Genomic DNA, 21,983 nt, shown 5'->3' with positions numbered 1-21,983 from the left:
GTTCCGAATTTCAACCGTCTCAATGCTGATTCTTATTTTGGGAGCCTGTGCGATGAATACACCAACCGATTCGGCCCGCTCTGTGGATCCCGTCAATGAATTGGAAACGATAATGCGCGGGCTGCTCGATGAAGGCAAAGGGGTTCTGACGATTGAGTCATTGCGTGAGGAGTCCTGCCTGGCCCCTGAAAGAGTGGATCATCCCGAAGTCGAGACCGGATGGATTGGTCAAGCCGCAGGGACTTTACCTTCATCGGAGGAGGCAGACGCTTCGCTTGAACGGATCGCGACATACCTCCGGAATGAAGGCTGGGAATTGAAACAGGACGCCACGGACAATAGCCCCAATGCGAGGGCAACACGATTGGTCAGTTTCCAGAAAGACCCGATGTTTATCACCGTGGAGTATCTGAATGAAACGTCGGGTGCCCGGCTGGATTTCCTGCTGACGACGGACTGCCGGGAAAACCCGGAAGGCCATCAGGTCGTCCGCTCCGAACTGGACCCCGACTACGGCACGCCCAGCAGCATCTATTCCGACAGCGAATGAAACCCGCGGCTCCGCTTCACGCCATGACCCGTCGCAGCCGTATGGTGCCGGCGCTTATGCTCCTCGTCCTTGCGGCGCCACTGCTGACATTAGGAGCCTGTGCAGTGAACCCGGCATCTTCCAACGGACCTTCCAGCCCATCTTTTATTCATCAGCACGCCGTGCCATAAGAACCCCGAAGGGCATCCGTTGGTCCGGTCCGAGCTGGACCCCGACTACGGCACACCCAGCAGCATCTATTCGGACGGCGAATGACGCCGGCGCAGTCCTAGGAATCCGGTTGCCTGGCCCTGCCGTGTTCCGCGCAGCCAAAATGTGCGTCCGCATGACCGCCTCGCCCCCTTCGCCGTCGCGCTCCCGTGCGGCAGCCGCCACCAGTTCGCTCAGCACAGCAGGGCCGGCCCGACGACGTTGTAGCCGGAAAGCGCTGCCTGCAGCGCGGAAGGCCCCGGCCGACGTCGTCCTTCGCCCTCTCAGAACCCGTCTTGCTGCGCTTTCCAAACGGGGTGGGCGTGAGTCTTCGGTGCTCCAGGATGTGTCCTTGTACAGGTAGGTAATTGCGTTCAAAAGACGGGTATCGAAGGTTTCCTCAAGCTCTGTTTTCGGCCTGATTAGAGCCCGGAAATGTCAGTGCCGGATGAAATCCTGAGGTATGGATCAGCTCGGAAACACCGAACGGATAACCAAAGAGCCAGGCAGGGAGAACCAGCAGCCGGAAGGCACCACTGGTGAAGCAGATGCGCCCCGTGCGGCCTGCACCCTGTCGGTATACCGGGCTGGACTGGATGCCGAGCCCACCGAGCCTGCTGACGCGAGTACCTCTGTTTCTGATACCAGCCCCGACAACGACGCCGAGGCGGCACCTACAGCTCCTGCCGCAGCCGATGGTGCCGCTCAAGTTGGAAGTCCTGCCTCCGCTTACCCGGACGGTTTCACCGGGACGTTGGCGCTGCAGAACCTTGAAGCCTTCGACGACCAGATGGTGGGCGATGCCCTGTCCCGGATGGCACATTTGGTGTCCTGGGTGCAGGCGCAGGAAGCCCGGCTGATGATCCGGATGATGGAGATCTTCCGGGACAGCTACCACGCCGCTTCGGGGCGGCTCGAGCCCGGGATGGCGCTCAGCCTGGCAGCGTCAGAATGTGCAGCCATCCTGAACATTCCGCAGGTCACCGCTCAGCGCATGATGCTCGAGGCGGACAAGCTGTGCAGTACCCATACCGCCACGCTGACCGGCCTGGAGGAAGGGAACCTTAGCTATCAGCACGCCCAGGTGCTGCTGGACCAGTGCCAGAACGTTCCCGCCACGGCGCTCCCGGAATTCGAGGCCGACCTGCTGGCAGCAGCTCCAGGGCACACGCGGGCCCAGTTCGCCTGTAAGGCCCGGCGCCTGCGCGAGAAACAATATCCGGAGACCGTGACCAAGCGGCATCTAACCGCATTCGAACAGCGCAAGGTCACTCTGGACCGCGAGGAAGACGGCATGTCCTGGCTCTCCGCCCATCTGCGGGCCGAAGACGCCCAGCAGATCTACACGACGCTCAGCACCGCAGCGCAGGGCGAACAGACGGCCGGGGATTCCCGGACCACGGATCAGCTGCGTGCCGACATCCTGGCGCAGCTGCTGATGGGCGGCACGGGTTCACTGCATGTGAGAGATACCAGCGGGGGCGGCCGGCCGGTCCGTAGTGGCGGAGCGGGCCGGACTGTCTGCGATGATTCGGAAATCATCCCACGGGCGGAAATCATGGTCCTGATCAATGCCGAAACCCTCTTCGGCGCCGACGACCAGCCGGCAGAACTCCACGGCTACGGCCCCATCAGCGCGGAAGCAGCCCGACGGCTCGCCCGCAACGCCGTCGGATGGACCGGGCTCGCCCAGAACCCGCACAGCGGAGAAATCCTCGGCGTGGGGAGGCGGAGAAAGGTGCCGGCCGGGCTCCGACGCTGGCTCCGCGCCAGGGACGGAACGTGTCGATTCCCCGGCTGCCGGGTCAGCACCGCAAACGCGGACATCGACCACACCATCGACTGGGCACGCGGCGGCCCCACAGACCACGGAAACCTGGAACACCTCTGCCGCCGACACCACCGGTTCAAAACCCTCGGGTTCTGGAAAGCGCGCCAGCCCACCCCCGGGGTGATCGAGTGGACCTCGCCGTCCGGACGCGTCTACCGGACCGAACCTCTCCTGAAACTGGAGCCACTCCACCCAGCCCTGGATCCACGCATAGAGCATGGGCAGACGGCGCCCAGATTGGAAGCGATACCGCGGTTTTGAGCAGGCCCGGTCCTACCTTGCTGGAGTCAGAATTCTCTGAGGATCTTGCTGAACAGCACATATTCGCCGTCTTGGCCCGTGGTCCCGTAGCCCGCGCCCTGGTAGAGCTGGCGTGCCTGGTTGCTTCGGTGAACGCCGAGCTCCGAAACCCGAGCGCCGCTTGAGCCGACCCTCTGTTCGAACGCATCGAGGAGGAGACGCCCGAGTCCTTGGCGACGACGGCTGTCGAGGACATTGATCGAGACCAAGGTTGCGGTGTCACCGTCTAGGCTCCACATCGCATACCCGAGCGGGTGCCCATCTGCATCAACACAGAAGAGCGTGGAGGGAAGGCATTCGATCCAGAACGCGAGGTTCAGGTCCAGAGCTGCCAGCCACCCCTGGTGCGCATCCGGCTCGATGGTCTCCATGTACTCGCGCTCCTGGCGGAAGATGAACGGCAGATCGCTTACTTCCGCGAGTCGAAGGCGTGTTGGCAGGGTCATGGACAGGAGCATCTCACATCACTCCGACGGGAAGTGACGCCGCCGGGCGCCGGCTGAGGAAGCCGGACAGTTACCCCCTCCCCGCCGCCACCGCCACCAGCTCGGCCGCTACACCGGTCAACCGCCGTGGACCCGACCAAACGGCAGTCAAGGGTCGGCTGATTCCCTCTCCTTCGAAGGGAACCCGCAGCAGCTCCCCGCTGGCAAGCTGGTCGCGGACCACCAGTTCGCTCAACACGGCAGGGCCGGCCCCGGCAGCAACAGCAACCCGCACCGCAGCATTGCTGCTGAGCACCTGGGCCGGCTCGACGCCGTCGTACCCGGCGAGAACTTCCTGCAGCGCTTCGCGGGTACCGGACCCGGATTCCCGAACCACCAGTGGGGTTTCCGCCAGTTCCTGCAAAGTGATCCGGGTCCGGTTGGCCCATTCGTGATTCGGATCAACCACCACCACCAGCTCGTCCTCGCGGACCACCAGGGCGTTCAGCCGCACCGGAAGATTCGGAGTCTCCACAAACCCCAGTTGGAGGGTGCCCCGCTGCACCTCCTCGATGACCTGCGCCGAATTTGCCACCTGAACATCGACGCGGGCCTGCGGCAGCCGGCGCTTTAGCTCGGCAAGCCAGGCGGGCAACAGCATGTCGCCGATGGTGAGGCTGGCGCCCACCCGGAGTTCCAGCGTCTCGCCGCTTCGGCTGGAACGCACCACGCTGTTGAAGCGCTGTGCCGCCTCCAACAGTTCCCGGGCCGAGTCCGCCAGCAGGAGTCCCATCGCCGTGGGCACCGAACCGCGCGGGCTGCGTTCCAGCAGGGGAGCCTGCAGCTCCGCTTCCAACTCGGCAATAGCCCGGCTCGCATTGGGCTGGGCCATACCCAGTTTCCGCGCCCCGGAAGCCACGCTGCCCTCATCCACTACGGCAACAAACAGTTCCAGCACCGAAAGGTTCGGCCACGCATGAGCCATATCAAAAGCATATAAACCCATGCCGGATTGCAGGCTACCGGACGGTCGGATCCGGTGGGACCATCAAAATTAGTGGGCGCAGCCTGGGCCTCACGGGTGGACATCGCCTCGCGGGTGGGACATCGCCTCATGCCGGCACCGCCGTTGGAGGGCTTCAGAGCGCGCCGAACCGCGAACCCTGACACCTCACACCGGAAGGAACTATGCGCAAGAGCATCCTCGCCCTGCTGATTGCCTGGCTGCTCGCAGTCGGCACCCTGGTCTCCTGTGCGGCGTCGGATTCCGAATCATCGGGAGGCACCGCCACGGCAGAAGCATCAGCCAGCCCGTCGGCGGAAACTTCCATCCCGGCTGACCGCAGGGAGCAGGTGGCTCCCGCGGATGCGAGGGCAATCACCGACCCCGCAGACCCCAAAGCCACCCTCGTGCTGTTTACCGACTACCAGTGCCCCTACTGCGCCCAGATGGACACGCTGATCCAGCAGGCCAAGAACGATTACGGAGATGAGGTCCGCATCCTTGTGCGGAACTACCCGCTGCCCAAGCATCAGAACGCAGCGCCGGCTGCCCGGGCCGTGGAAGCCGCCGCGGAACAGGGCGCCCAGGAGGCGATGGCTGCGTCCATCTTTGAGCACCAGCAGGACTGGAAGAACCAGAGCGATGTCGATGACCTCTTCGTCTCCTACGCGGAGGACCTGGGCCTGGACACCGAGAAGTTCCAGGCCGACTACACGTCGGACGCTATTAGGGATCGGGTGGTCCAGGACCTGGAAGACGCCCAGGACCTCCAGCTTCGCGGCACCCCGTCGCTGATCCTCGATGACCGCATCCTGGAGCTGGACTCCGTGGATTACGGCGCCATCCAGGAACAGCTGGACGCAGCTCTGAACAAGTAGGGCCGGGTCCCCGGCGCCGGCCGGGTGCAGGCTCCCGGGTCAGGCAGGACGGAAACACGCCCCCCGGTGTGATCGAAAGCATACTGAGGGTGGGGGTCCTTCGATAACAGGTTTATACCAATCTTGGGATAAAAATGTCTCATGACTATCGAAGCCGGCTCCGTCCGCCCTGCCTGGCGCCGCCTCTTCGGCGTCCCCCTGATTGTGTCGGTCCTCTTTACCGTGGTCATGCTGGTGACCGCCGTGGTGACGGGTCTGCCCGTCCGGGATCCGGAAGGATTCCTGGGCCCGAGTTACGTGCGCCTGCCGCTGATGGTGCTCCTGATGATCGCCGCCGACGTCGTGCCTCGGGTATTCGCTCGACGCCGGGAGCTGGGCGGCGTAGGAGCCGCGACGTCCGATGTGCTGCGGACGCGCTGGTCCGGACCCCGGCTGGCTGTGGCCGTGGCGGGACTGATCACCTTCTACCTCGCGTACATGTCCTACCGGAACCTCAAGAGCTTCCTGCCGTTCCTGCAGGACCACCTGACGGACCGGCTGCTGGAGGAATCGGACAAATGGCTGGCCGGCGGAAGCTACCCCGGCGATGTCCTGCATGAACTGCTGGGCACCGGCTTCAGCGCCGACCTGCTCTCCGGCGTCTACATGCTTTTTATGGTCTTCGTTCCGGTCTCCCTCGCCGCGGCGCTGGTGTGGTCCAACAACCTGCAGCGCGGGGCCTGGTATGCCACAGCCCTGTCCTTCAACTGGATCCTCGGCACCGTCAGCTACTACGCCCTGCCGTCCCTGGGTCCGGTCTACTACGACGCCGCCCCGTTCAGCGACCTGCCGGAAACCGCCGTCTCAGGCCTGCAGGACAGCCTGTATGAAAACCGGATCGAAGTGCTGGCGAATCCGCTAGCCACCGACGCGGTCCACGGCATTGCAGCCTTCGCCTCCCTGCACACATCCATCGTCTTTACGGCAGCGCTGGTGGCGCACCTGACCCGCCTGCCGAAGGTGGCGCGGTGGGTTATGTGGATCTACCTACTCCTGACCACCCTGGCCACGGTCTACTTCGGCTGGCATTACGTCCTCGATGTGTTCGCCGGACTTGCCCTCGGCGCTGTGTCGGTGTGGCTGGCCGCGAAGGCCGTAAACGCCGGGAACCGGAAGGCGCCGGCAACACCCGACGTCGAGCCGGAGCTCGCCTCGTCCGTGCGGTAGGCTTCGTCAGCGGGAACCACCCCTACTGAGAGGCGGCACGTTGAGCCAACATCCAATCGTGCTGCCTGACTACCTGGCTCCCAAGCCACGCAGGTTCAGCCCGCTCAAGGTGGCAGTCGTAACCTTTGTGAGCCTGTTTGTGGTGGTCGCCCTTGTTGCCGCCTATCTGTGGGTCGAGTACTCGACGTATACCGAGGCCGCCGAGGATTCCCGGGCGGAAGGCTACATAGTGGTGACCTCGCGCAGCACTGTGCATTACGCGTCGGACCCGCTCCCCGCAGACATCAGCGAGGAAGACTACGCGGCCTTCTGGGCTGAACCTGCCCTGAACACCCCGGACGCCCTTGCACTGCTGGACGTCATCAACGAGGGATGGAAGGCGCGTCTCCAAGAGGACGTGAAGCACATGGAGTACAGGGTGGACGGGATCGTAGACCCAGCCAAACGTGCCAACGCCCAGGCCGCCGTGGACGAGATAGCCGAGCTCGCCTCACACGGCACGGTCCAGGGTGCGAAGAGTGCGGTTTATGACGACTTGGCACAGCTGTCCAGAAAGACCTGCCACCGCTGGGACACGGACGACGTCTCCTACCAGGCCAACGGGCATCCCATTCGAAACTGGACTACCACCCAGCCCCAGATCCTGTCGCTGCTGGAATCGGAGGACTCTACAAGGCAGGCAACCAGCCTGGTGGCCAAGGTCTACCCGGCTGCCTTTGAAGCCGCCCACCCCCGTTTCTGCAAGTTACCGATACCGCCGGAGAGCAGCCATCCGGGCGATATGAACCTCCTGTTCTCGGTTACCCATGAGGCAGATATGCTGCTGGAATCCCTGGAGACGCACCCCAACGCCGCGGGGCAGCTGACGGCGGAGGATTACGAGGCCTTCTGGAACAGCCCGGTGATGACGTCACCGGAAGTCCAGGCCTACCTGGACCGGGTGGGGGAAAAAGCCGTCATCGACCACCGCGGGGCGGCGGCCTACAGGCAGAAGCGCGAGACCGATCAAATCGTGGATCCCGGCGTGCGGGAGCATGCCCAGCAGTACACCGACTGGGTTCTCGATGAGGCCGCGAAGGATAACGGCAGAAGGCTGGCCGTCGGTATGGTCTATGCAGATCTCGTGGAGTACTGGGATGCCGCCTGCACCGGGGAACCGGACCGTTGGCTGCATCCGTCACCGGTAAAACGGAACATCTGGAACTCTCGCCTGGAACCCGACTTCAATACGGACTACGTGTCGTCGGCCTGGAGTAGCCGGGACAGCGAGTGGAGTGACGCAACCTTCAAGTTGGCCGTGGAGTTCTATCCGGAGGCTTACGCGGCCGGCGTCGACTCCTACTGCAAGTAGCGCCTGCGGGAGGAACGTCAGGTCACAGGACCGAAGGCCGCCACAGCGTTTTGGCCGCCGAAACCGAAGGCGTTGGTGAGCGCGTAGCGGACGGGAGCCTCACGGGCGGCACCGGGAACATAGTCCAGGTCGCACTCCGGATCCGGTGTGGCATAGTTCAGGGTCGGCGGGATGACACCCTCGACTATCGCCATCACGCAGAGCAGGGATCCGAGGGTCCCCGCAGCACCGATGAGGTGTCCGGTCATGGACTTGGGTGCCGTGACCGCAAGCGACGACGCGTGCTCGCCGAAAGCCGTGTGCAGTGCAAGGGTTTCGGTCCGGTCATTGGCCTGCGTGGAGGTCCCGTGGGCGCAGATCAGGTCCACATCCTCGGGGTTCAGCCGGGACCGGTCCAGGGTGCGGCATATAGCTTGGGCCGCATACTGTCCGCCGGGTTCCGGGGCCACAATGTGGAACGCGTCGGACGTCAGTGCGCCGCCCAGCAGCTCCGCGTACACCTCGGCACCACGGGCACGGGCATGGCTGAGCAGTTCCATCACGCACACCACGGCTCCCTCGGCAAAGACAAAACCGTCCCGGTCCGCATCGAAGGGACGGCTGGCTTCCTGGGGAGAATCGTTGTTCCGGGACAACCCGCGCATGGCACTGAGCCCGGCGAACATCACGGACGTAATGGCTGCATCGGTTCCGCCGGCCACCACCACGTCCGCTTCGCCGGCCAGCAGGGTGCGGCGTGCCTCCAGCAAAGCCTGGGTACCGCTGGCACAGGCCAGGGCGCTGGCATTCACGGGACCGTGAACCACCAGATCGATGGCCACCTCGCAGGCTGGCATGTTCGTCAGCGACGACGCCACGAAACTGGGGCTGATGGGCCGCAGCCCGTCACGGCCGAAGATCTCCGTGGCGGACTGGATTTCCGGATACCCGGAGACAGCACTGTTGATGATCACCGCCGCGTCGGTGTTCTCCAGCGATGGTCCCAGTCCGGCGTCGGCCACCGCCTCGCGTGAGGCCGCCACTGCCAGCTGGGAGGCGCGGGAGGACCGGCGCAGCCGCTTGACCGGCAGGTACTGCGCCGGATCAAAGTTCTTCACCTCCCCGGCAATCCGGGTGGGAAACTCAGAGGCATCGAAGGCAGTGATCTTGTCGATCCCGCTGCGCCCGTCCTTCAGTCCCGCCCAGGTTTCGCCCCAGGTACCGCCGAGCGGCGTCACCGCCCCCATGCCGGTGATGACCACGCGCTCGTCCATCTACTCCGCCTTCCGGACCGGCGCCGGTACGTGCATCCGGCCGTCCAGCCAGTCCTGCGCCGCGGAATCCGCCACCTTGTAGTGCATCTTCTTTCCGGTGGCGGTCATCGGCACTTCGTCGACAAAACGGTAGCCGCGGGGCCGCTTGAAATCGGCCAGCCCGGGATGGGCCAGGCAAAACGCATCCAGCCCGTCGGCGTCGAGCTCCGCGTCCCGGCGCACCACGTACGCCACCACGCGCTGGCCCCACCGGTCATCCGGCACTCCCACCACCACGGATTCGAGGACGCCGGGATGGTCCGCGAGCGCGGCTTCCACCTGCACCGGATGGATGTTCTCCCCTCCGGAAATGATCATGTCATCGGTCCGGCCCATGATGGTCAGGTAACCTTCCGCATCCCAGGTGGCCATGTCCCCGGGGTAAAGCCACCCGTCGTGGAACTTCTCCTCCTCGACGTGGGGCAGGTTGGCGTAGCTGAACCCGGATTTCGGCGAGCGCATGATCACCTCGCCGATTTCGCTGCCGTCCCGGGCGGCCAGTTCGTGCGGCTGCCCGCGGCGGCCTTCAAACACGCGGACGACGGCGACGTCGTCGTCCGTGCACGCCCGCCCGGCACTGCCGGCATGGGCGGGGAGGTCCTCGGGCCGCAGGAAGGTGTTCCAGAAACCCTCGGTGGTTCCGTAGCCGTTGAAGATCCGCGGCGTCAGCAGTTCCTGGTACCGGATGGCAGCGGCGCGGTCCAACGGTGCGCCCATGGTGACGATGCCCCGCAGGGTCTCCAGGTTCCGCGGATTCTTTTCCTGCTCGACGGCGATCATCTCCAGCGTGGTCGGGGCGCCGATCAGATACGTCAGCCCCTGCTCCCCCACCCAGTCCAGTACCGTGGCCGGGTTGAAGCTGCGCAGCGGCACCACGGACCCGCCGATGTAGAACACCGGGTTGGGCCCGCCGGAGTGCAGGCCGCCGCGGTGGAACCACGGGGTCATGTTCAGGGTGCGGTCCTGCGGGCTGAGCGGAAAGTGCATGATGACGTCGTGCGCGCTCATCAGCTCGGCGATGGACGGCAGCGGCACCCCCTTGGGCATGCCCGTGGTGCCCGAGGTGTAGAAGCGGGTGCTTTCCTCGAAGGTGGAAAAGTCCTCGGGGAGGTCCGGCAGGTCCCCGGCGGCCTGCTCGACGGCGGTGTCGAAGTCCTGCCCCAAATGCCCGGAGCCCAGTCCCCACGCCCCGGAGTCGGGAGCGCCAGCCACCAGGACCAGCGGCGACACCCCGGCAAGCTCCAGCGCCTGCGCAGCCGTCTCGGTGTGCTCGGCGTCCACAACGAACACCACCGGATCACTGTCCCGCAGGATATGCGCCGTCTCCGCGGGCGCCAGCCGGTAGTTCACCGGAACGAGCCCCCAGCCGCTGGGTCGCCAGGTACAGGAGGGCGAATTCGATGCCGTTGTAGAGCTGGTAGAGCACCCGGTCCCCGCGGCCCACGCCGCGCTCGGCCAGGGCACGCGCCACGGAGTTCACGGCGTCGCCCAGCTGGGCGTACGTGAATTCCCGGCCCGACGGCGGATCGGCGAGGGCAACGCGGTCAGCGTACCGGGCCACATTGCGTGCGAAGCCGGCCGCATAGGTCAGGGAGTGTTCGAAGTAGTTCCGGTAACGGGCGGGATCGTAGCTCACTGATGCTTCCTTTCAGTCCGGACGGCGCCCTTACCGGCTGCCGCCTCGGGTGGGCCGGGTTGGCCGGTCCGGCAGGGCGACCGGCGGGCCGGACGCGTCGGAATGGAACGGCGGGGCAATGACCGAGAGGCCGCCGTCGACCGCCAGGACCTGGCCGGTGATGTACTCCGCACCCGGGGAGAGCAGGAACTCCACCGCGGCGGCCATTTCATCCACGGTGCCGGGACGGCGTTTGGGCAGGCGGGAGATGACGCTGTCCATGGGCGCCATGCCGTCCATGGAGTAGAAGTAGTCCAGCGAATCGGAATCGATCAGCCCGCCGTTCACCGCGTTGACGTTGATGCCGTAGGGGCCGAATTCCACCGCCATGAACCGGACAAAGGACTCCACTGCGGCCTTGTAGGAGCCGAGGGCGGCATAGGTCGGGAAGGCCCGGGTACTGCCGTAACTGGTGAGCGCGACTATCCGGCCGCCGTCGTCCATCAGTTTCACCGCTTCCTGCGCGCCGAGGACAAACGGCCGCACGTTCACGGCGTATGCACGGTCCAGATGATGGGTTTTCAGGTCCACCACGTTCTTGAACGCGGCGGCAGCGGCGTTGTTGATGAAGTAGTCCAGCCGGCCGTATTCGTCCGCTGCGGCATCGAAGAGCCGGACAATGTCTTCGGGGTTCTCCACATCGGCCTGCACCGCTATGCCGCTGCCGCCGAGTTCCTGCAGCGTGGTGACCACTTCCTTGGCCAGCTCGGCATTCCGCCGGTAACTGACGACGACGGCGGTCCCCTGCGCCGCGAGCCGCTCCGCCACGCGCCGGCCGATTCCCCGCGAAGCACCGGTGATCAGCGCTACCTTTCCGCCGCCATGTCCCACGTGTGTCCTCCTGCGCCCGGCTGTAGTGCATCACACCTTGTCACCGGTGCCGTCCGGGAAACAAGACCCGCAACGAAACCTGCGCTACGCGAGTGCCCGACCCGGCTACGTGCCCTGCGGCACCCGCCGGTCAGGAGCGGAGGTACGCGAGAGTCGCCAGCACCCTGCGGTGGCCGCTGTCCGACTGGGCAAGCCCGAGCTTCGCGAAGATATTGCCGATGTGTTTGCTGACCGCGGTTTCGGAGACGGAAATGGCCGAGGCAATGGCGGTGTTGCCCAGCCCTTCGGCCACCAGCCCCAGCACTTCGAACTCGCGCGGAGTCAGCGACCGGATGGGATCCTGGTTGCTGCGCCGGCTGAACAGCTGGGCGATGACCTCCGGGTCCATTACGGTGCCGCCGGCAGCCACACGCCGCAGTCCGTCCACGAATTCGCCAACGTTGCCCACCCGCTCCTTCAGCAGGTAGCCCACGCCCTGGGCGCCGGAGGCCAGCAGCCGGCTGGCGTACCGGTCCTCCACATACGCGGAGAGAACCAGCACCGGGAACTCAGGAACCCGGGACCTCAGTTCCAGGGCGGCCCGCAGCCCCTCGTTGGTGAAGGTCGGCGGCATCCGGACGTCCAGCACGGCGCCGTCGGCGCTGCCGGGTTCGAAGGCCGCGAGCAGGTCATCGGCGTTGTCCCAGGAACCCACCACGTCGAACCCTTCGCTCTCGAGCAGCAGTTCCAGCCCGGCGCGCAGCAGGGCATCATCTTCGGCGATCAGAAGGCGCATGGCAGTTCCACCCTTATGTTTGTTGGTCCGCCCTCGGGGCTGTTCAGCACCAGCCTGCCGCCGAACGCGGCGGCACGGCGGGCGATCCCGGCCAGACCTGTGCCGGAGCCGTTGGCATCAGCCGTAGCCTGCGCGCCGGCGGCCGGATCCACCCTCGCGCCGCCGCGGCCGTCGTCGTTCACCAGGATCACCAGGACGTCCTCCCGAGCCATTGATTCGGTGCGGAGCACCACGTCGATCCGGGAGGCGCCGGAGTGTTTCGCAGCATTGGTCAGGGCTTCGGCCAGGACGAAATATGCCGCCGATTCCACTGCTGCCGGCGCGCGCAGCAGACCCTCCACGTCCAGGGAGCAGGGTATGGGCGAGCGGCTGGTGAGGGCCGAGGCCGCACCGCCCAGGCCGAGTTCGTCCAGGACCGGCGGATAAATATCGTGTACTGCGGCGCGCAGTCCGGCGAGTGCTTCCGACGCGGCATCCTGTGCCCGCCCGATGAACGGTACGGCGGCCGCCGGGTCGGTTTCGGCCGCACGCTGGGCCAGTCCCAGCATCATCACGACGCCGACCAGCCGGTTCTGCGCGCCGTCGTGCAGTTCGCGTTCAATCCGGCGCAGCTCCGCTGCATGGGCGGCCAGGGCACTGGCCCGGGCCGCCGAGAGGTCGGAAATGCGGCGGGCCAGGTCCGCATACCGGCGCGGGGAAAGGATCCCCAGGGTCGCCGCACTGAACCGCCGTGCCAGCCAGGGCAGCAGCAGCCATGCCCCGGCGGCGTATATGAGTCCCAGCAGCATCATCAGGACGGCATCGCCCCAGCTGCGGACGAAGATGGTCAGTTCCAGCGGTGCGTCCGGCGGGAACAGCTGCCACAGGGGCGCCGCCGCTACATAGAGCACGGCACCGAAGGGAAGCGCCAGGGCCAGCGCCGCTGCCAGTACGGCAAATGCGCAGTGGAAAAGCAGCCAGGAGAGGTCCCGCTTCGTTTCCGGAGCACTCAGCAGGGCGGCCAGCTCGGTGAACGAATACCTACCGGTGAGGCGGCGCCGGTCAAAGGGAATGACAGCAGAGGAGAACGCCGCCGAACGGGCCTGCGCCCTGGCGGCCAAACGGTTCAGGAGGTCCAGGAGGGTAGGCACCGCATACAAGCCCACCCCCAGGGCCACGAACGGAAGCAGCCCAATACCGGCCACCAGAACGGTCAGGGACGCCAGCCAGTACCAGCCCTCGCGCACTAGGAAGGCCGCATCCCGGAGACGGGTCTTGGCGCGGCTGGGAAGTCTCACCCGTTGAATTATGCCCGACCCCCATCGGGCTGTCGGTATAGCCAGCTATACCCCAAACCGGGCTATTGGCTGTATCGGATCCGGTTTCCGGAATCCGTAGCGTCGAAGTCAGCAGGTCAGCTCACCCCACGAACCCGCACCCCTCGACCAAAGGATGACCCGATGTACTCCGACGCCTCCGAATTCTCCGGCCCCGCAGCCCTCCAGCTGCAGGGCGTGTCCAAGAGCTACCGGTCCGGCAACACCAGCGTGCCGGCCCTTCGCGATGTGTCCCTGGCCGTTCCGGCCGGCACCTTCACGGCCATCATGGGACCCTCCGGTTCCGGCAAAAGCACGTTGCTGCAGTGCGCAGCCGGACTGGACGCCCCGGACAGCGGCCGGGTGCTGCTGGGCAGCACCGAAATCTCGAAGCTGCACAGCAAGGCCCTGACCCGCTTCCGCCGGGACCACGTCGGTTTTGTATTCCAGTCCTACAACCTGCTCCCCCAGCTGACCGTCGCGCGGAACGTGACACTGCCGCTGCTGCTGGCCGGACGGGGCACGGACAAGGCCTGGCTGGACTATGTGCTGGAGGCAGTCGGGCTGTCCGGACTGGGTGAGCGGAAGCCGCAGGAACTCTCCGGCGGCCAGCAGCAGCGGGCGGCCATCGCCCGGGCACTGATCACCCGCCCGGATGCCGTCTTTGCGGACGAACCCACCGGCGCCCTGGACTCCGGCACTGCACGCCAGGTGCTGGACCTGCTGCGGCACACCGTCTCCGCGCTGGGCCAGACGGTGGTGATGGTGACCCACGACCCGGTGGCAGCCGGGCACGCAGACACGGTCATTTTCCTTGCGGACGGGCGCCTCGACGGCAGCATGACCGGCGCCACCGCCCACGACGTCAGCGAACGCATGGCCAACCTCGGGGAGCGCTAACATGTTTTCCCTTGCCAGAGCATCCATCCGGCACCACCGCGGCGGATTCGCCGGGGTTTTCGTAGCCGTGTTCCTGTGCGCCGCGCTCATCACCGCGATGGGCGTCCTCATTGAGTCCGGAACCCGCGGCGGCATTGCCCCGCAGCGCCTGCAGGGGGCCGACGTCGTCGTAGGTGCGCCGCAGGCCCATCCCGTAGTCGAAGACATGGACGCCCCGTTCGCCGAGCGCGTCCTGCTTCCCGCCGAAGCGGTGAACGAAATCGCAGCCGTTCCCGGCGTCGAACGCGCCGTGGGCAGCATCGAGCTTCCCCTGGCCACCACCGACGGTACGGCGGTTTCCGCCGCCGCCTGGGACTCCGCGGCCCTGACTCCCTACACACTGACCTCCGGGGAAGCTCCCGAACGGGCAACCGAAGTGGTGGTGGATGAATCCTTCGGAGCAACTCCGGGCACCTCGCTTACCCTTACCCACGGCGGGGAACCCACCGAGTACACGGTGTCCGGCGTCGCCGCTCCCGAGTCCGGAGTAGACACCGGCCCTGCCGCTTTCCTGAGCACCGCCGGTGCCCAGGCCCTGTGGCCGCACGGCGACACGGTGGCCACCGTCGGCGTGATCGCCGAATCCGGCATCCGGCCGGCGCAGCTCTCCGCCGATATCGAGGCGCAGGTGGCCGACGTCGTCGGCTATACCGGGGACCGCCGCGGAGACGTGGAGAATCTCGGCGGGTCCGCCGCCCGCTCCACGCTGCTGCTGCTCAGCGGGTCGCTGGCAGGTGTGGCAGTGATGACCGCGGTCTTTGTGACTGCAGGAACCCTGTCCCTGTCCATCATGGCGCGGCGCCGGGAATTCGCGATGCTGCGCGCAGTGGGAGCCGGAGCGAACCAGACCCTGGGCCTCGTGATGCGTGAAGTCCTGCTGGTGTCCAGCGCTGCCGCCGTGCTGGGCGCGGCACCCGGTTTCCTGCTGGCATGGTTCCTGGGCAACCAGTTCGTTGCCGGCGGCGTGCTTCCGGAATCCTTCGTCCTGGCCTACAGCCCGCTGCCGGCCCTGGCTGCAGTGGCCATCAGTGTCGCCGCAGCAGTGGGTGCCTCGCTCGTCTCGGCGCGGGGTACGGTCCGTGCGGCGCCGACGGATGCCCTGCGGGACTCCGTGACGGAGGCTTCCCGGCTGGGCCGCGGACGCGTCATCACCGGGCTGTCCCTGCTGGCGGCCGGTCTGGTTGCGGCTTTGGTACCGATTGCGGTTCCAGGCACTGCGGGCCTGGCGTCGGCAGCCTCCAGCATCCTGCTCCTGATGATCGGCGCGGGCCTGCTGGGGACGTGGCTGGTGACGGGTGCCTTGAGACTGGTGCGGCCGCTGGTCCGCCGCAGTCCCTCCGCGTCGCTGGCCCTGGCGGAGGCCAACGCCAGCGCCTTCCCGCGGCGGCTGGCCTCGGGAATCGTTCCGCTGGCGCTGGCCATTGCGCTCGGGTCCGTGCAGTTCTTTATGCCGGCCACCGTGGCAACGGAAGCCGCGCGGCAGTCCCGTGACGGGGTGGTGGCCGGGTATCTGGTCAGCGCTCCGGGGTCAGGAGTGTCCGAGGATCTGGCCGATCAGGTGGCTGAGCTTCCCGGGGTGGAGTCCACCTCGCCGGTGGCCCGTTCCGCGGTCCTGGCCAAGGCCGGCTTCGCGGGGATGGAGGATGGCGTGCAGCCCTATGCCGTTCAGGGCCTGGCGGACCTGAACGGAACCCTGGACCTGGACGTCAACGAAGGGTCACTGGACCGGTTGACGGATGCCGACACCGTGGCACTGAGCGTGGACCTGGCCCGGGAATCCGGTACGGCTGTGGGTGAGGACTTCGACTTCTACTACGGGGACGGCACCGAGGCGACCGCCGTCGTCGTCGCCACCTACGAACGGGGGCTGGGATTCGGGGATGTGGCGGTGGCGAATGAGACGCTGCGCAGCCACACCACTACGGGGCTGAACGACTACCTGCTGGTCAGCACGGCGGCGGATACCGATCCGGGAGAACTGGCCTCTGCCGTGAGCGGCCTCGGGCTGACGCTCCTGGATAAGGAGGAGTTCGGGGCGGCCGGAGCCGCGCAACGGGATGCCGACTCATGGGTTTCGGTGATCGCCATGCTGGTCCTGCTTGGGTACCTTGCCGTCTCCGTGGTCAACACGTTGGTGATGGCGACGGCCCGGCGCCGGCCGGAGATGCTGCTGCTGCGGACCCTGGGGGCGTCGGATACCCAGCTGCGGCGGATGATGGGAGCCGAGTCCCTGCTGATAGTCGCGGCCGCCGTCGTCATCGGCACCGTCCTGGCCCTGCCGCCGCTGATGGGAATCGCCGTGAGTATCTCGGGGGTGCCGCTGCCCACGATCGTGCCGGCCGTGTACCTCGGCCTGGCCGGTGCGACGGCGGCACTCGGGCTGGGCTCCATTGCGGTAGCCACGCGTGCCGCGCTGCGGGCCGAGCGGTAGCTGTTCGGGCAAAAAGAAATACCCCGGTCCGAAGACCGGGGTATTTCTTTGTCCTGGCGGAGGATGGGGGATTTGAACCCCCGAGGGCGTTAACCCAACACGCGTTCCAGGCGTGCGCCATAGGCCGCTAGGCGAATCCTCCAGGCTTGCTCCCGTAGAAGCAGATATAAGACTACCCGACACAGGCCCAAACCAACGAATCGACGTCATTGAGGGGCAGCTTACGCCGAGCCGGTTCGTCTGCGGCCGAGACCATGGAGCAAGCCATTGATAATGACAATTCCCAGCCAGGACCAGATCGCCGCCTGCGGACTCCACAGGATGGCAATGGGAATCGACGCCAGGAAAACCGCAGGGGTGACCGGGGCGCGGACCTGCGCGAATGCCGGAAGCCGGGGATCCACGTCATCCCGGAAAAGGCCCGTACGGCTGCAGTAGATCCACAGCCCGGTATTCGCGGTGCCGATAAGCCCCAGGGCCGCCGCATAAATCACGACGCCGAGCACCTGGTCTCCGTAAAACGCCAGCATGTCGGTGGCGTACCCCAGCAGCGCGACGAACAGCAGCAGCACCAGGTTCAACTGCTGCAGCCGGCCGGTGAATCCCCGAAGGAGCCGGAAGAGCCGGTGGTGGCTCAGCCAATAGGCGGCGGTCACCACAAAGGACAGGACGTAAGCGCCGAACTCCGGAAGCTGCGCGGCCACGGCCGCCCCCAGCTCGTTTGCCGGCACCTGCGGAACCCGGATATCCACGGCCAGCAGCGTCATGGCGATAGCGAAGACGGCGTCACTGAAGAACATGGTGCGGTCCAGGTCCGGACCTGAATTCACTCGCGCAAAGCCTTTGCTGTTGCTGTTTTCGCCGGCCACCGGACCATGCTTGCGCACATCCCTCAGCGGGTCGAGCCTCGGCTGGAAAAAACGGCCCGGGAGGTGGAGTTAAACAGATAAGGACCCGCACATCCTTGTGCGGATCCTTATCCCAACGTATGTCCGGCGGTGACCTACTCTCCCACATCCTCCCGGATGCAGTACCATCGGCGCTGTGGGTCTTAGCTTCCGGGTTCGGAATGGGACCGGGCGTTTCCCCCACGCTATGACCGCCGTAACCCTAGCCCCGCCGGCTAATGCGGCAGGAAATCTTCGGTTACAGGCTGCCCTTTCGGGTTCTGTTCGTTAATCTTACCGCGTCTTCCAGGCGGTTTTGACCACCGCGGGGCAACCGGGCTTGTCCTGGATGTCGGAAGAAACACAGTACTGAACAACAGAGTGCCGAACCCAGCAGGCCCCTGCGCCGGCGGGTTCTGCCTGGCCTGGCCCGTTAAAGAGGAAGAGCCCGTACCAGCACTGGTACGGGCTCACCCTGTATTCAAATATTGTCCGGCGGTGACCTACTCTCCCACATCCTCCCGGATGCAGTACCATCGGCGCTGTGGGTCTTAGCTTCCGGGTTCGGAATGGGACCGGGCGTTTCCCCCACGCTATGACCGCCGTAACCCTTCCACCCGCACCACACACCCGAAACCAACAGGGCATGCGTGGGGAAAACAATGGTTACAACACGTCCCGAAACCCCAAAAGGGGTGCCGGCAGTGCGGTAAATATTGGTGAACCCGCCCCCGGACAAGGGGACATAGTGGGTTCGGTGTTCGTTCCTGGTGCAACAACCAACGGTTGTTGTCCGGGAACCACATAGTGGACGCAAGCAGCATGATCTACAACACCCTTTATACTTTGACGGACCGTTTGAAGTCGTGTCCGTCCAGGTGTTGGTGTGGTGTAAGTTATCGGCCTATTAGTACCGGTCAGCTTCACGGGTCTTTAGTCCCCGCTTCCACATCCGGCCTATCAACCCAGTGGTCTGGCTGGGGGCCTCTCACACACAAGGTGTATGGAAATCTCATCTCGAAGCGGGCTTCCCGCTTAGATGCTTTCAGCGGTTATCCCATCCGAACGTAGCTAATCAGCGGTGCACTTGGCAGTACAACTGACACACCAGAGGTTCGTCCGTCCCGGTCCTCTCGTACTAAGGACAGCCCTTCTCAAATTTCCTGCGCGCGCAGCGGATAGGGACCGAACTGTCTCACGACGTTCTAAACCCAGCTCGCGTACCGCTTTAATGGGCGAACAGCCCAACCCTTGGGACCTACTCCAGCCCCAGGATGCGACGAGCCGACATCGAGGTGCCAAACCATGCCGTCGATATGGACTCTTGGGCAAGATCAGCCTGTTATCCCCGAGGTACCTTTTATCCGTTGAGCGACGGCCATTCCACAATGTACCGCCGGATCACTAGTCCCGACTTTCGTCCCTGCTCGAGATGTCTCTCTCACAGTCAAGCTCCCTTGTGCACTTACACTCGACACCTGATTGCCAACCAGGCTGAGGGAACCTTTGGGCGCCTCCGTTACTCTTTAGGAGGCAACCGCCCCAGTTAAACTACCCATCAGGCACTGTCCCTGACCCGGATTACGGGCCGAAGTTAGATATCCAGTATGACCAGAGTGGTATTTCAACGATGACTCCACCCGAACTGGCGTCCGGGTCTCACAGTCTCCCACCTATCCTACACAAGCCACACCGAACACCAATACCAAACTATAGTAAAGGTCTCGGGGTCTTTCCGTCCTGCTGCGCGTAACGAGCATCTTTACTCGTACTGCAATTTCGCCGAGTTTATGGTTGAGACAGCGGGGAAGTCGTTACTCCATTCGTGCAGGTCGGAACTTACCCGACAAGGAATTTCGCTACCTTAGGATGGTTATAGTTACCACCGCCGTTTACTGGGGCTTAAATTCCCAGCTTCGCCCGTAAGGGCTAACCGGTCCTCTTAACCTTCCAGCACCGGGCAGGAGTCAGTCCGTATACATCGTCTTGCGACTTCGCACGGACCTGTGTTTTTAGTAAACAGTCGCTTCCCCCTGGTCTCTGCGGCCCCGATCCCCTCCGGACAGCAAGTGTCCATCAAGGTTGGGGCCCCCCTTCTCCCGAAGTTACGGGGGCATTTTGCCGAGTTCCTTAACCATAATTCTCTCGATCGCCTTAGTATTCTCTACCTGATCACCTGTGTCGGTTTGGGGTACGGGCGGCTGGAACCTCGCGCCGATGCTTTTCTAGGCAGCATAGGATCACCGGATCCCCCCGTGAGGGGGTCCCGTCGGATCTCAGGTTCGTCATCAAAGACACCGTGACGGATTTACCTATCACGGACCCTACGTCCTTAGACCAGGTCTACCATCGCCTGGCCCGGCTACCTTCCTGCGTCACACCTGTTAATACGCTTACCTCCCAGGATCAGGTCCCGTGCTCGGCCAAAACCCTCACACCACAAGGGTGATCGGGCAGGCTCCGGACGGTTAGTGTCCCCTGCTTGGTATGGGCGGTTCTTCGCCGGTACGGGAATATCAACCCGTTGTCCATCGACTACGCCTGTCGGCCTCGCCTTAGGTCCCGACTTACCCAGGGCAGATTAGCTTGACCCTGGAACCCTTGATCATTCGGCGGACGGGTTTCTCACCCGTCTTTCGCTACTCATGCCTGCATTCTCACTCGTGTAGGCTCCACCACTGGTTTACACCGCAGCTTCACTGCCCACACGACGCTCCCCTACCACTCCAGACGACTGAACCACGAAGGCTTATCTATATCTGAAATCCACAACTTCGGCGGTGTACTTGAGCCCCGCTACATTGTCGGCGCGGAATCACTTGACCAGTGAGCTATTACGCACTCTTTCAAGGGTGGCTGCTTCTAAGCCAACCTCCTGGTTGTCTGGGCAACTCCACATCCTTTCCCACTTAGCACACGCTTAGGGGCCTTAGTTGGTGGTCTGGGCTGTTTCCCTCTCGACTATGAAGCTTATCCCCCACAGTCTCACTGCTGCGCTCTCACTTACCGGCATTCGGAGTTTGGCTGACGTCAGTAACCTTGTAGGGCCCATTAGCCATCCAGTAGCTCTACCTCCGGTAAGAAACACGCAACGCTGCACCTAAATGCATTTCGGGGAGAACCAGCTATCACGGAGTTTGATTGGCCTTTCACCCCTACCCACAGCTCATCCCCTCCATTTTCAACTGAAGTGGGTTCGGTCCTCCACGACGTCTTACCGTCGCTTCAACCTGGCCATGGGTAGATCACTCCGCTTCGGGTCTAGATCACGCCACTGCATCGCCCTATTCAGACTCGCTTTCGCTACGGCTTCCCCTCACGGGTTAACCTCGCGACGTAACACTAACTCGCAGGCTCATTCTTCAAAAGGCACGCTGTCACAGCAATCAGAGCTGCTCCAACGGTTTGTAGGCACACGGTTTCAGGTACTATTTCACTCCCCTCCCGGGGTACTTTTCACCTTTCCCTCACGGTACTTGTCCGCTATCGGTCATCAGGGAGTATTTAGGCTTACCAGGTGGTCCTGGCAGATTCGCACGGGATTTCTCGGGCCCCGTGCTACTTGGGATCCTCTCCAAGCGGCAGCATGCATTCCGGTTACGGGGCTAACACCCTCTACGGCCCGGCTTTCAAACCGGTTCACCTATACATCTGCACTCACTTCACCGATCCGGCAGAATCGGTACGGAAAGTCCCGCAACCCCAGTGATGCAACGCCCGCCGGCTATCACACACCACTGGTTTAGCCTCTTCCGCGTTCGCTCGCCACTACTAACGGAATCACTGTTGTTTTCTCTTCCTGTGGGTACTGAGATGTTTCACTTCCCCACGTTCCCTCCACGCACCCTATGTGTTCAGATGCGGGTCACCCGGTCACTCGCGCGCCGGGCGGGGTTTCCCCATTCGGACATCCTGGGATCAAAGTTCGGTTATCAACTCCCCCAGGCTTATCGCAGATTCCTACGTCCTTCTTCGGCTCCTGATGCCAAGGCATCCACCGTGTGCCCTTAAAAACTTGACCACAAAGATCAATTTATTATCGCTATCGAGAAAACCACGGTCTCACCAGGCACCCTTGAGAGGCACCCGGATCTACCAGGTTTTTCTGAAATTGCACTTAATATT

The 21,983-nt window shown here is 64.2% G+C and carries 15 protein-coding genes, 1 tRNA gene, 3 rRNA genes and 1 pseudogene; 7 read left to right on the top strand and 13 right to left on the bottom strand.

The features are described 5' to 3' along the window. Positions 1-22: 22 nt before the first annotated feature. Positions 23-550: a hypothetical protein gene (locus tag N2L00_RS01170; protein WP_255863594.1), complete on the top strand. Its 528-nt coding sequence runs from the start codon at positions 23-25 to the stop codon at positions 548-550. Positions 551-1,202: 652 nt separating this feature from the next. After that, positions 1,203-2,831, top strand: coding sequence for an HNH endonuclease signature motif containing protein (locus N2L00_RS01165; protein ID WP_255863593.1), 1,629 nt, complete (start codon positions 1,203-1,205; stop codon positions 2,829-2,831). 26 nt (positions 2,832-2,857) lie between these two features. Here N2L00_RS01165 and N2L00_RS01160 read toward each other — a convergent pair whose 3' ends face one another. Further along, the gene (locus N2L00_RS01160) at positions 2,858-3,316 is read right to left on the bottom strand and encodes an N-acetyltransferase (protein WP_255863592.1); all 459 of its coding nucleotides are present in this window, start codon (positions 3,314-3,316) and stop codon (positions 2,858-2,860) included. A 70-nt stretch (positions 3,317-3,386) separates the two neighbouring features. Next, entirely contained in the window at positions 3,387-4,280 is an 894-nt protein-coding gene (locus N2L00_RS01155) for a LysR family transcriptional regulator (RefSeq protein WP_255863591.1), read from the bottom strand. A 203-nt stretch (positions 4,281-4,483) separates the two neighbouring features. On the opposite strand from N2L00_RS01155, the gene N2L00_RS01150 reads away from it, so the two are divergent. The 3 genes from N2L00_RS01150 (at position 4,484) to N2L00_RS01140 (ending at position 7,733) form a co-directional block, all read left to right on the top strand. Continuing rightward, on the top strand, positions 4,484-5,176 hold the full coding sequence (locus N2L00_RS01150; protein WP_255863590.1) for a thioredoxin domain-containing protein: 693 nt from the start codon (positions 4,484-4,486) through the stop codon (positions 5,174-5,176). A gap of 141 nt (positions 5,177-5,317) precedes the next feature. Next, a complete protein-coding gene (locus N2L00_RS01145) occupies positions 5,318-6,382 on the top strand; it encodes a phosphatase PAP2 family protein (protein WP_255767296.1) in 1,065 nt (354 codons plus the stop codon). A gap of 40 nt (positions 6,383-6,422) precedes the next feature. Continuing rightward, positions 6,423-7,733: a hypothetical protein gene (locus N2L00_RS01140; protein ID WP_255863589.1), complete on the top strand. Its 1,311-nt coding sequence runs from the start codon at positions 6,423-6,425 to the stop codon at positions 7,731-7,733. 17 nt (positions 7,734-7,750) lie between these two features. Here N2L00_RS01140 and N2L00_RS01135 read toward each other — a convergent pair whose 3' ends face one another. The 6 genes and pseudogenes from N2L00_RS01135 to N2L00_RS01110 form a co-directional block, all read right to left on the bottom strand. Further along, a complete protein-coding gene (locus N2L00_RS01135; protein ID WP_255863588.1) occupies positions 7,751-8,986 on the bottom strand; it encodes a beta-ketoacyl synthase in 1,236 nt (411 codons plus the stop codon). After that, the gene (locus tag N2L00_RS01130) at positions 8,987-9,343 is read right to left on the bottom strand and encodes an AMP-binding enzyme (protein ID WP_255863725.1); all 357 of its coding nucleotides are present in this window, start codon (positions 9,341-9,343) and stop codon (positions 8,987-8,989) included. Between the two features lie 192 nt (positions 9,344-9,535). Next, positions 9,536-10,586 (bottom strand): annotated as a pseudogene (locus tag N2L00_RS01125) (class I adenylate-forming enzyme family protein); the annotation flags it as partial. Positions 10,587-10,691: 105 nt separating this feature from the next. Beyond that, positions 10,692-11,531 (bottom strand): SDR family oxidoreductase, encoded by an 840-nt coding sequence (locus tag N2L00_RS01120; RefSeq protein ID WP_255863587.1) that lies wholly within the window; start codon positions 11,529-11,531, stop codon positions 10,692-10,694. A 130-nt stretch (positions 11,532-11,661) separates the two neighbouring features. Further along, positions 11,662-12,306 carry a response regulator transcription factor gene (locus N2L00_RS01115; RefSeq protein ID WP_255863586.1) on the bottom strand — a complete coding sequence of 215 codons (645 nt, stop codon included), beginning with the start codon at positions 12,304-12,306 and terminating at the stop codon, positions 11,662-11,664. Beyond that, the gene (locus N2L00_RS01110; protein ID WP_255863585.1) at positions 12,294-13,583 is read right to left on the bottom strand and encodes a histidine kinase; all 1,290 of its coding nucleotides are present in this window, start codon (positions 13,581-13,583) and stop codon (positions 12,294-12,296) included. The genes N2L00_RS01115 and N2L00_RS01110 overlap by 13 nt, the downstream gene beginning before the upstream one ends. A 162-nt stretch (positions 13,584-13,745) precedes the next feature. On the opposite strand from N2L00_RS01110, the gene N2L00_RS01105 reads away from it, so the two are divergent. Beyond that, positions 13,746-14,501, top strand: a complete 756-nt coding sequence (locus N2L00_RS01105; protein WP_255863584.1) for an ABC transporter ATP-binding protein — start codon at positions 13,746-13,748, stop codon at positions 14,499-14,501. Position 14,502: 1 nt separating this feature from the next. After that, positions 14,503-16,971 carry an FtsX-like permease family protein gene (locus N2L00_RS01100; protein WP_255863583.1) on the top strand — a complete coding sequence of 823 codons (2,469 nt, stop codon included), beginning with the start codon at positions 14,503-14,505 and terminating at the stop codon, positions 16,969-16,971. A 54-nt stretch (positions 16,972-17,025) separates the two neighbouring features. Here the strand turns inward: N2L00_RS01100 and N2L00_RS01095 are convergent. From N2L00_RS01095 to N2L00_RS01075, 5 genes are all read right to left on the bottom strand, one after another. Further along, positions 17,026-17,113, bottom strand: a tRNA-Ser gene (locus N2L00_RS01095). A gap of 79 nt (positions 17,114-17,192) precedes the next feature. Beyond that, the gene (locus N2L00_RS01090; protein WP_255863582.1) at positions 17,193-17,801 is read right to left on the bottom strand and encodes a TMEM175 family protein; all 609 of its coding nucleotides are present in this window, start codon (positions 17,799-17,801) and stop codon (positions 17,193-17,195) included. 160 nt (positions 17,802-17,961) lie between these two features. Further along, positions 17,962-18,078, bottom strand: a 5S ribosomal RNA gene (rrf, locus tag N2L00_RS01085). 270 nt (positions 18,079-18,348) lie between these two features. Then, positions 18,349-18,465: ribosomal RNA gene (gene rrf, locus N2L00_RS01080) — 5S ribosomal RNA — on the bottom strand. A gap of 279 nt (positions 18,466-18,744) precedes the next feature. After that, a 23S ribosomal RNA gene (locus N2L00_RS01075) occupies positions 18,745-21,879 on the bottom strand. Positions 21,880-21,983 lie beyond the last annotated feature (104 nt).

It is taken from the genome of Arthrobacter sp. zg-Y1171 (assembly GCF_025244845.1).
Taxonomy (GTDB): Bacteria; Actinomycetota; Actinomycetes; order Actinomycetales; family Micrococcaceae; genus Arthrobacter_B.
This window is presented reverse-complemented; position numbering and strand designations above follow the sequence as displayed.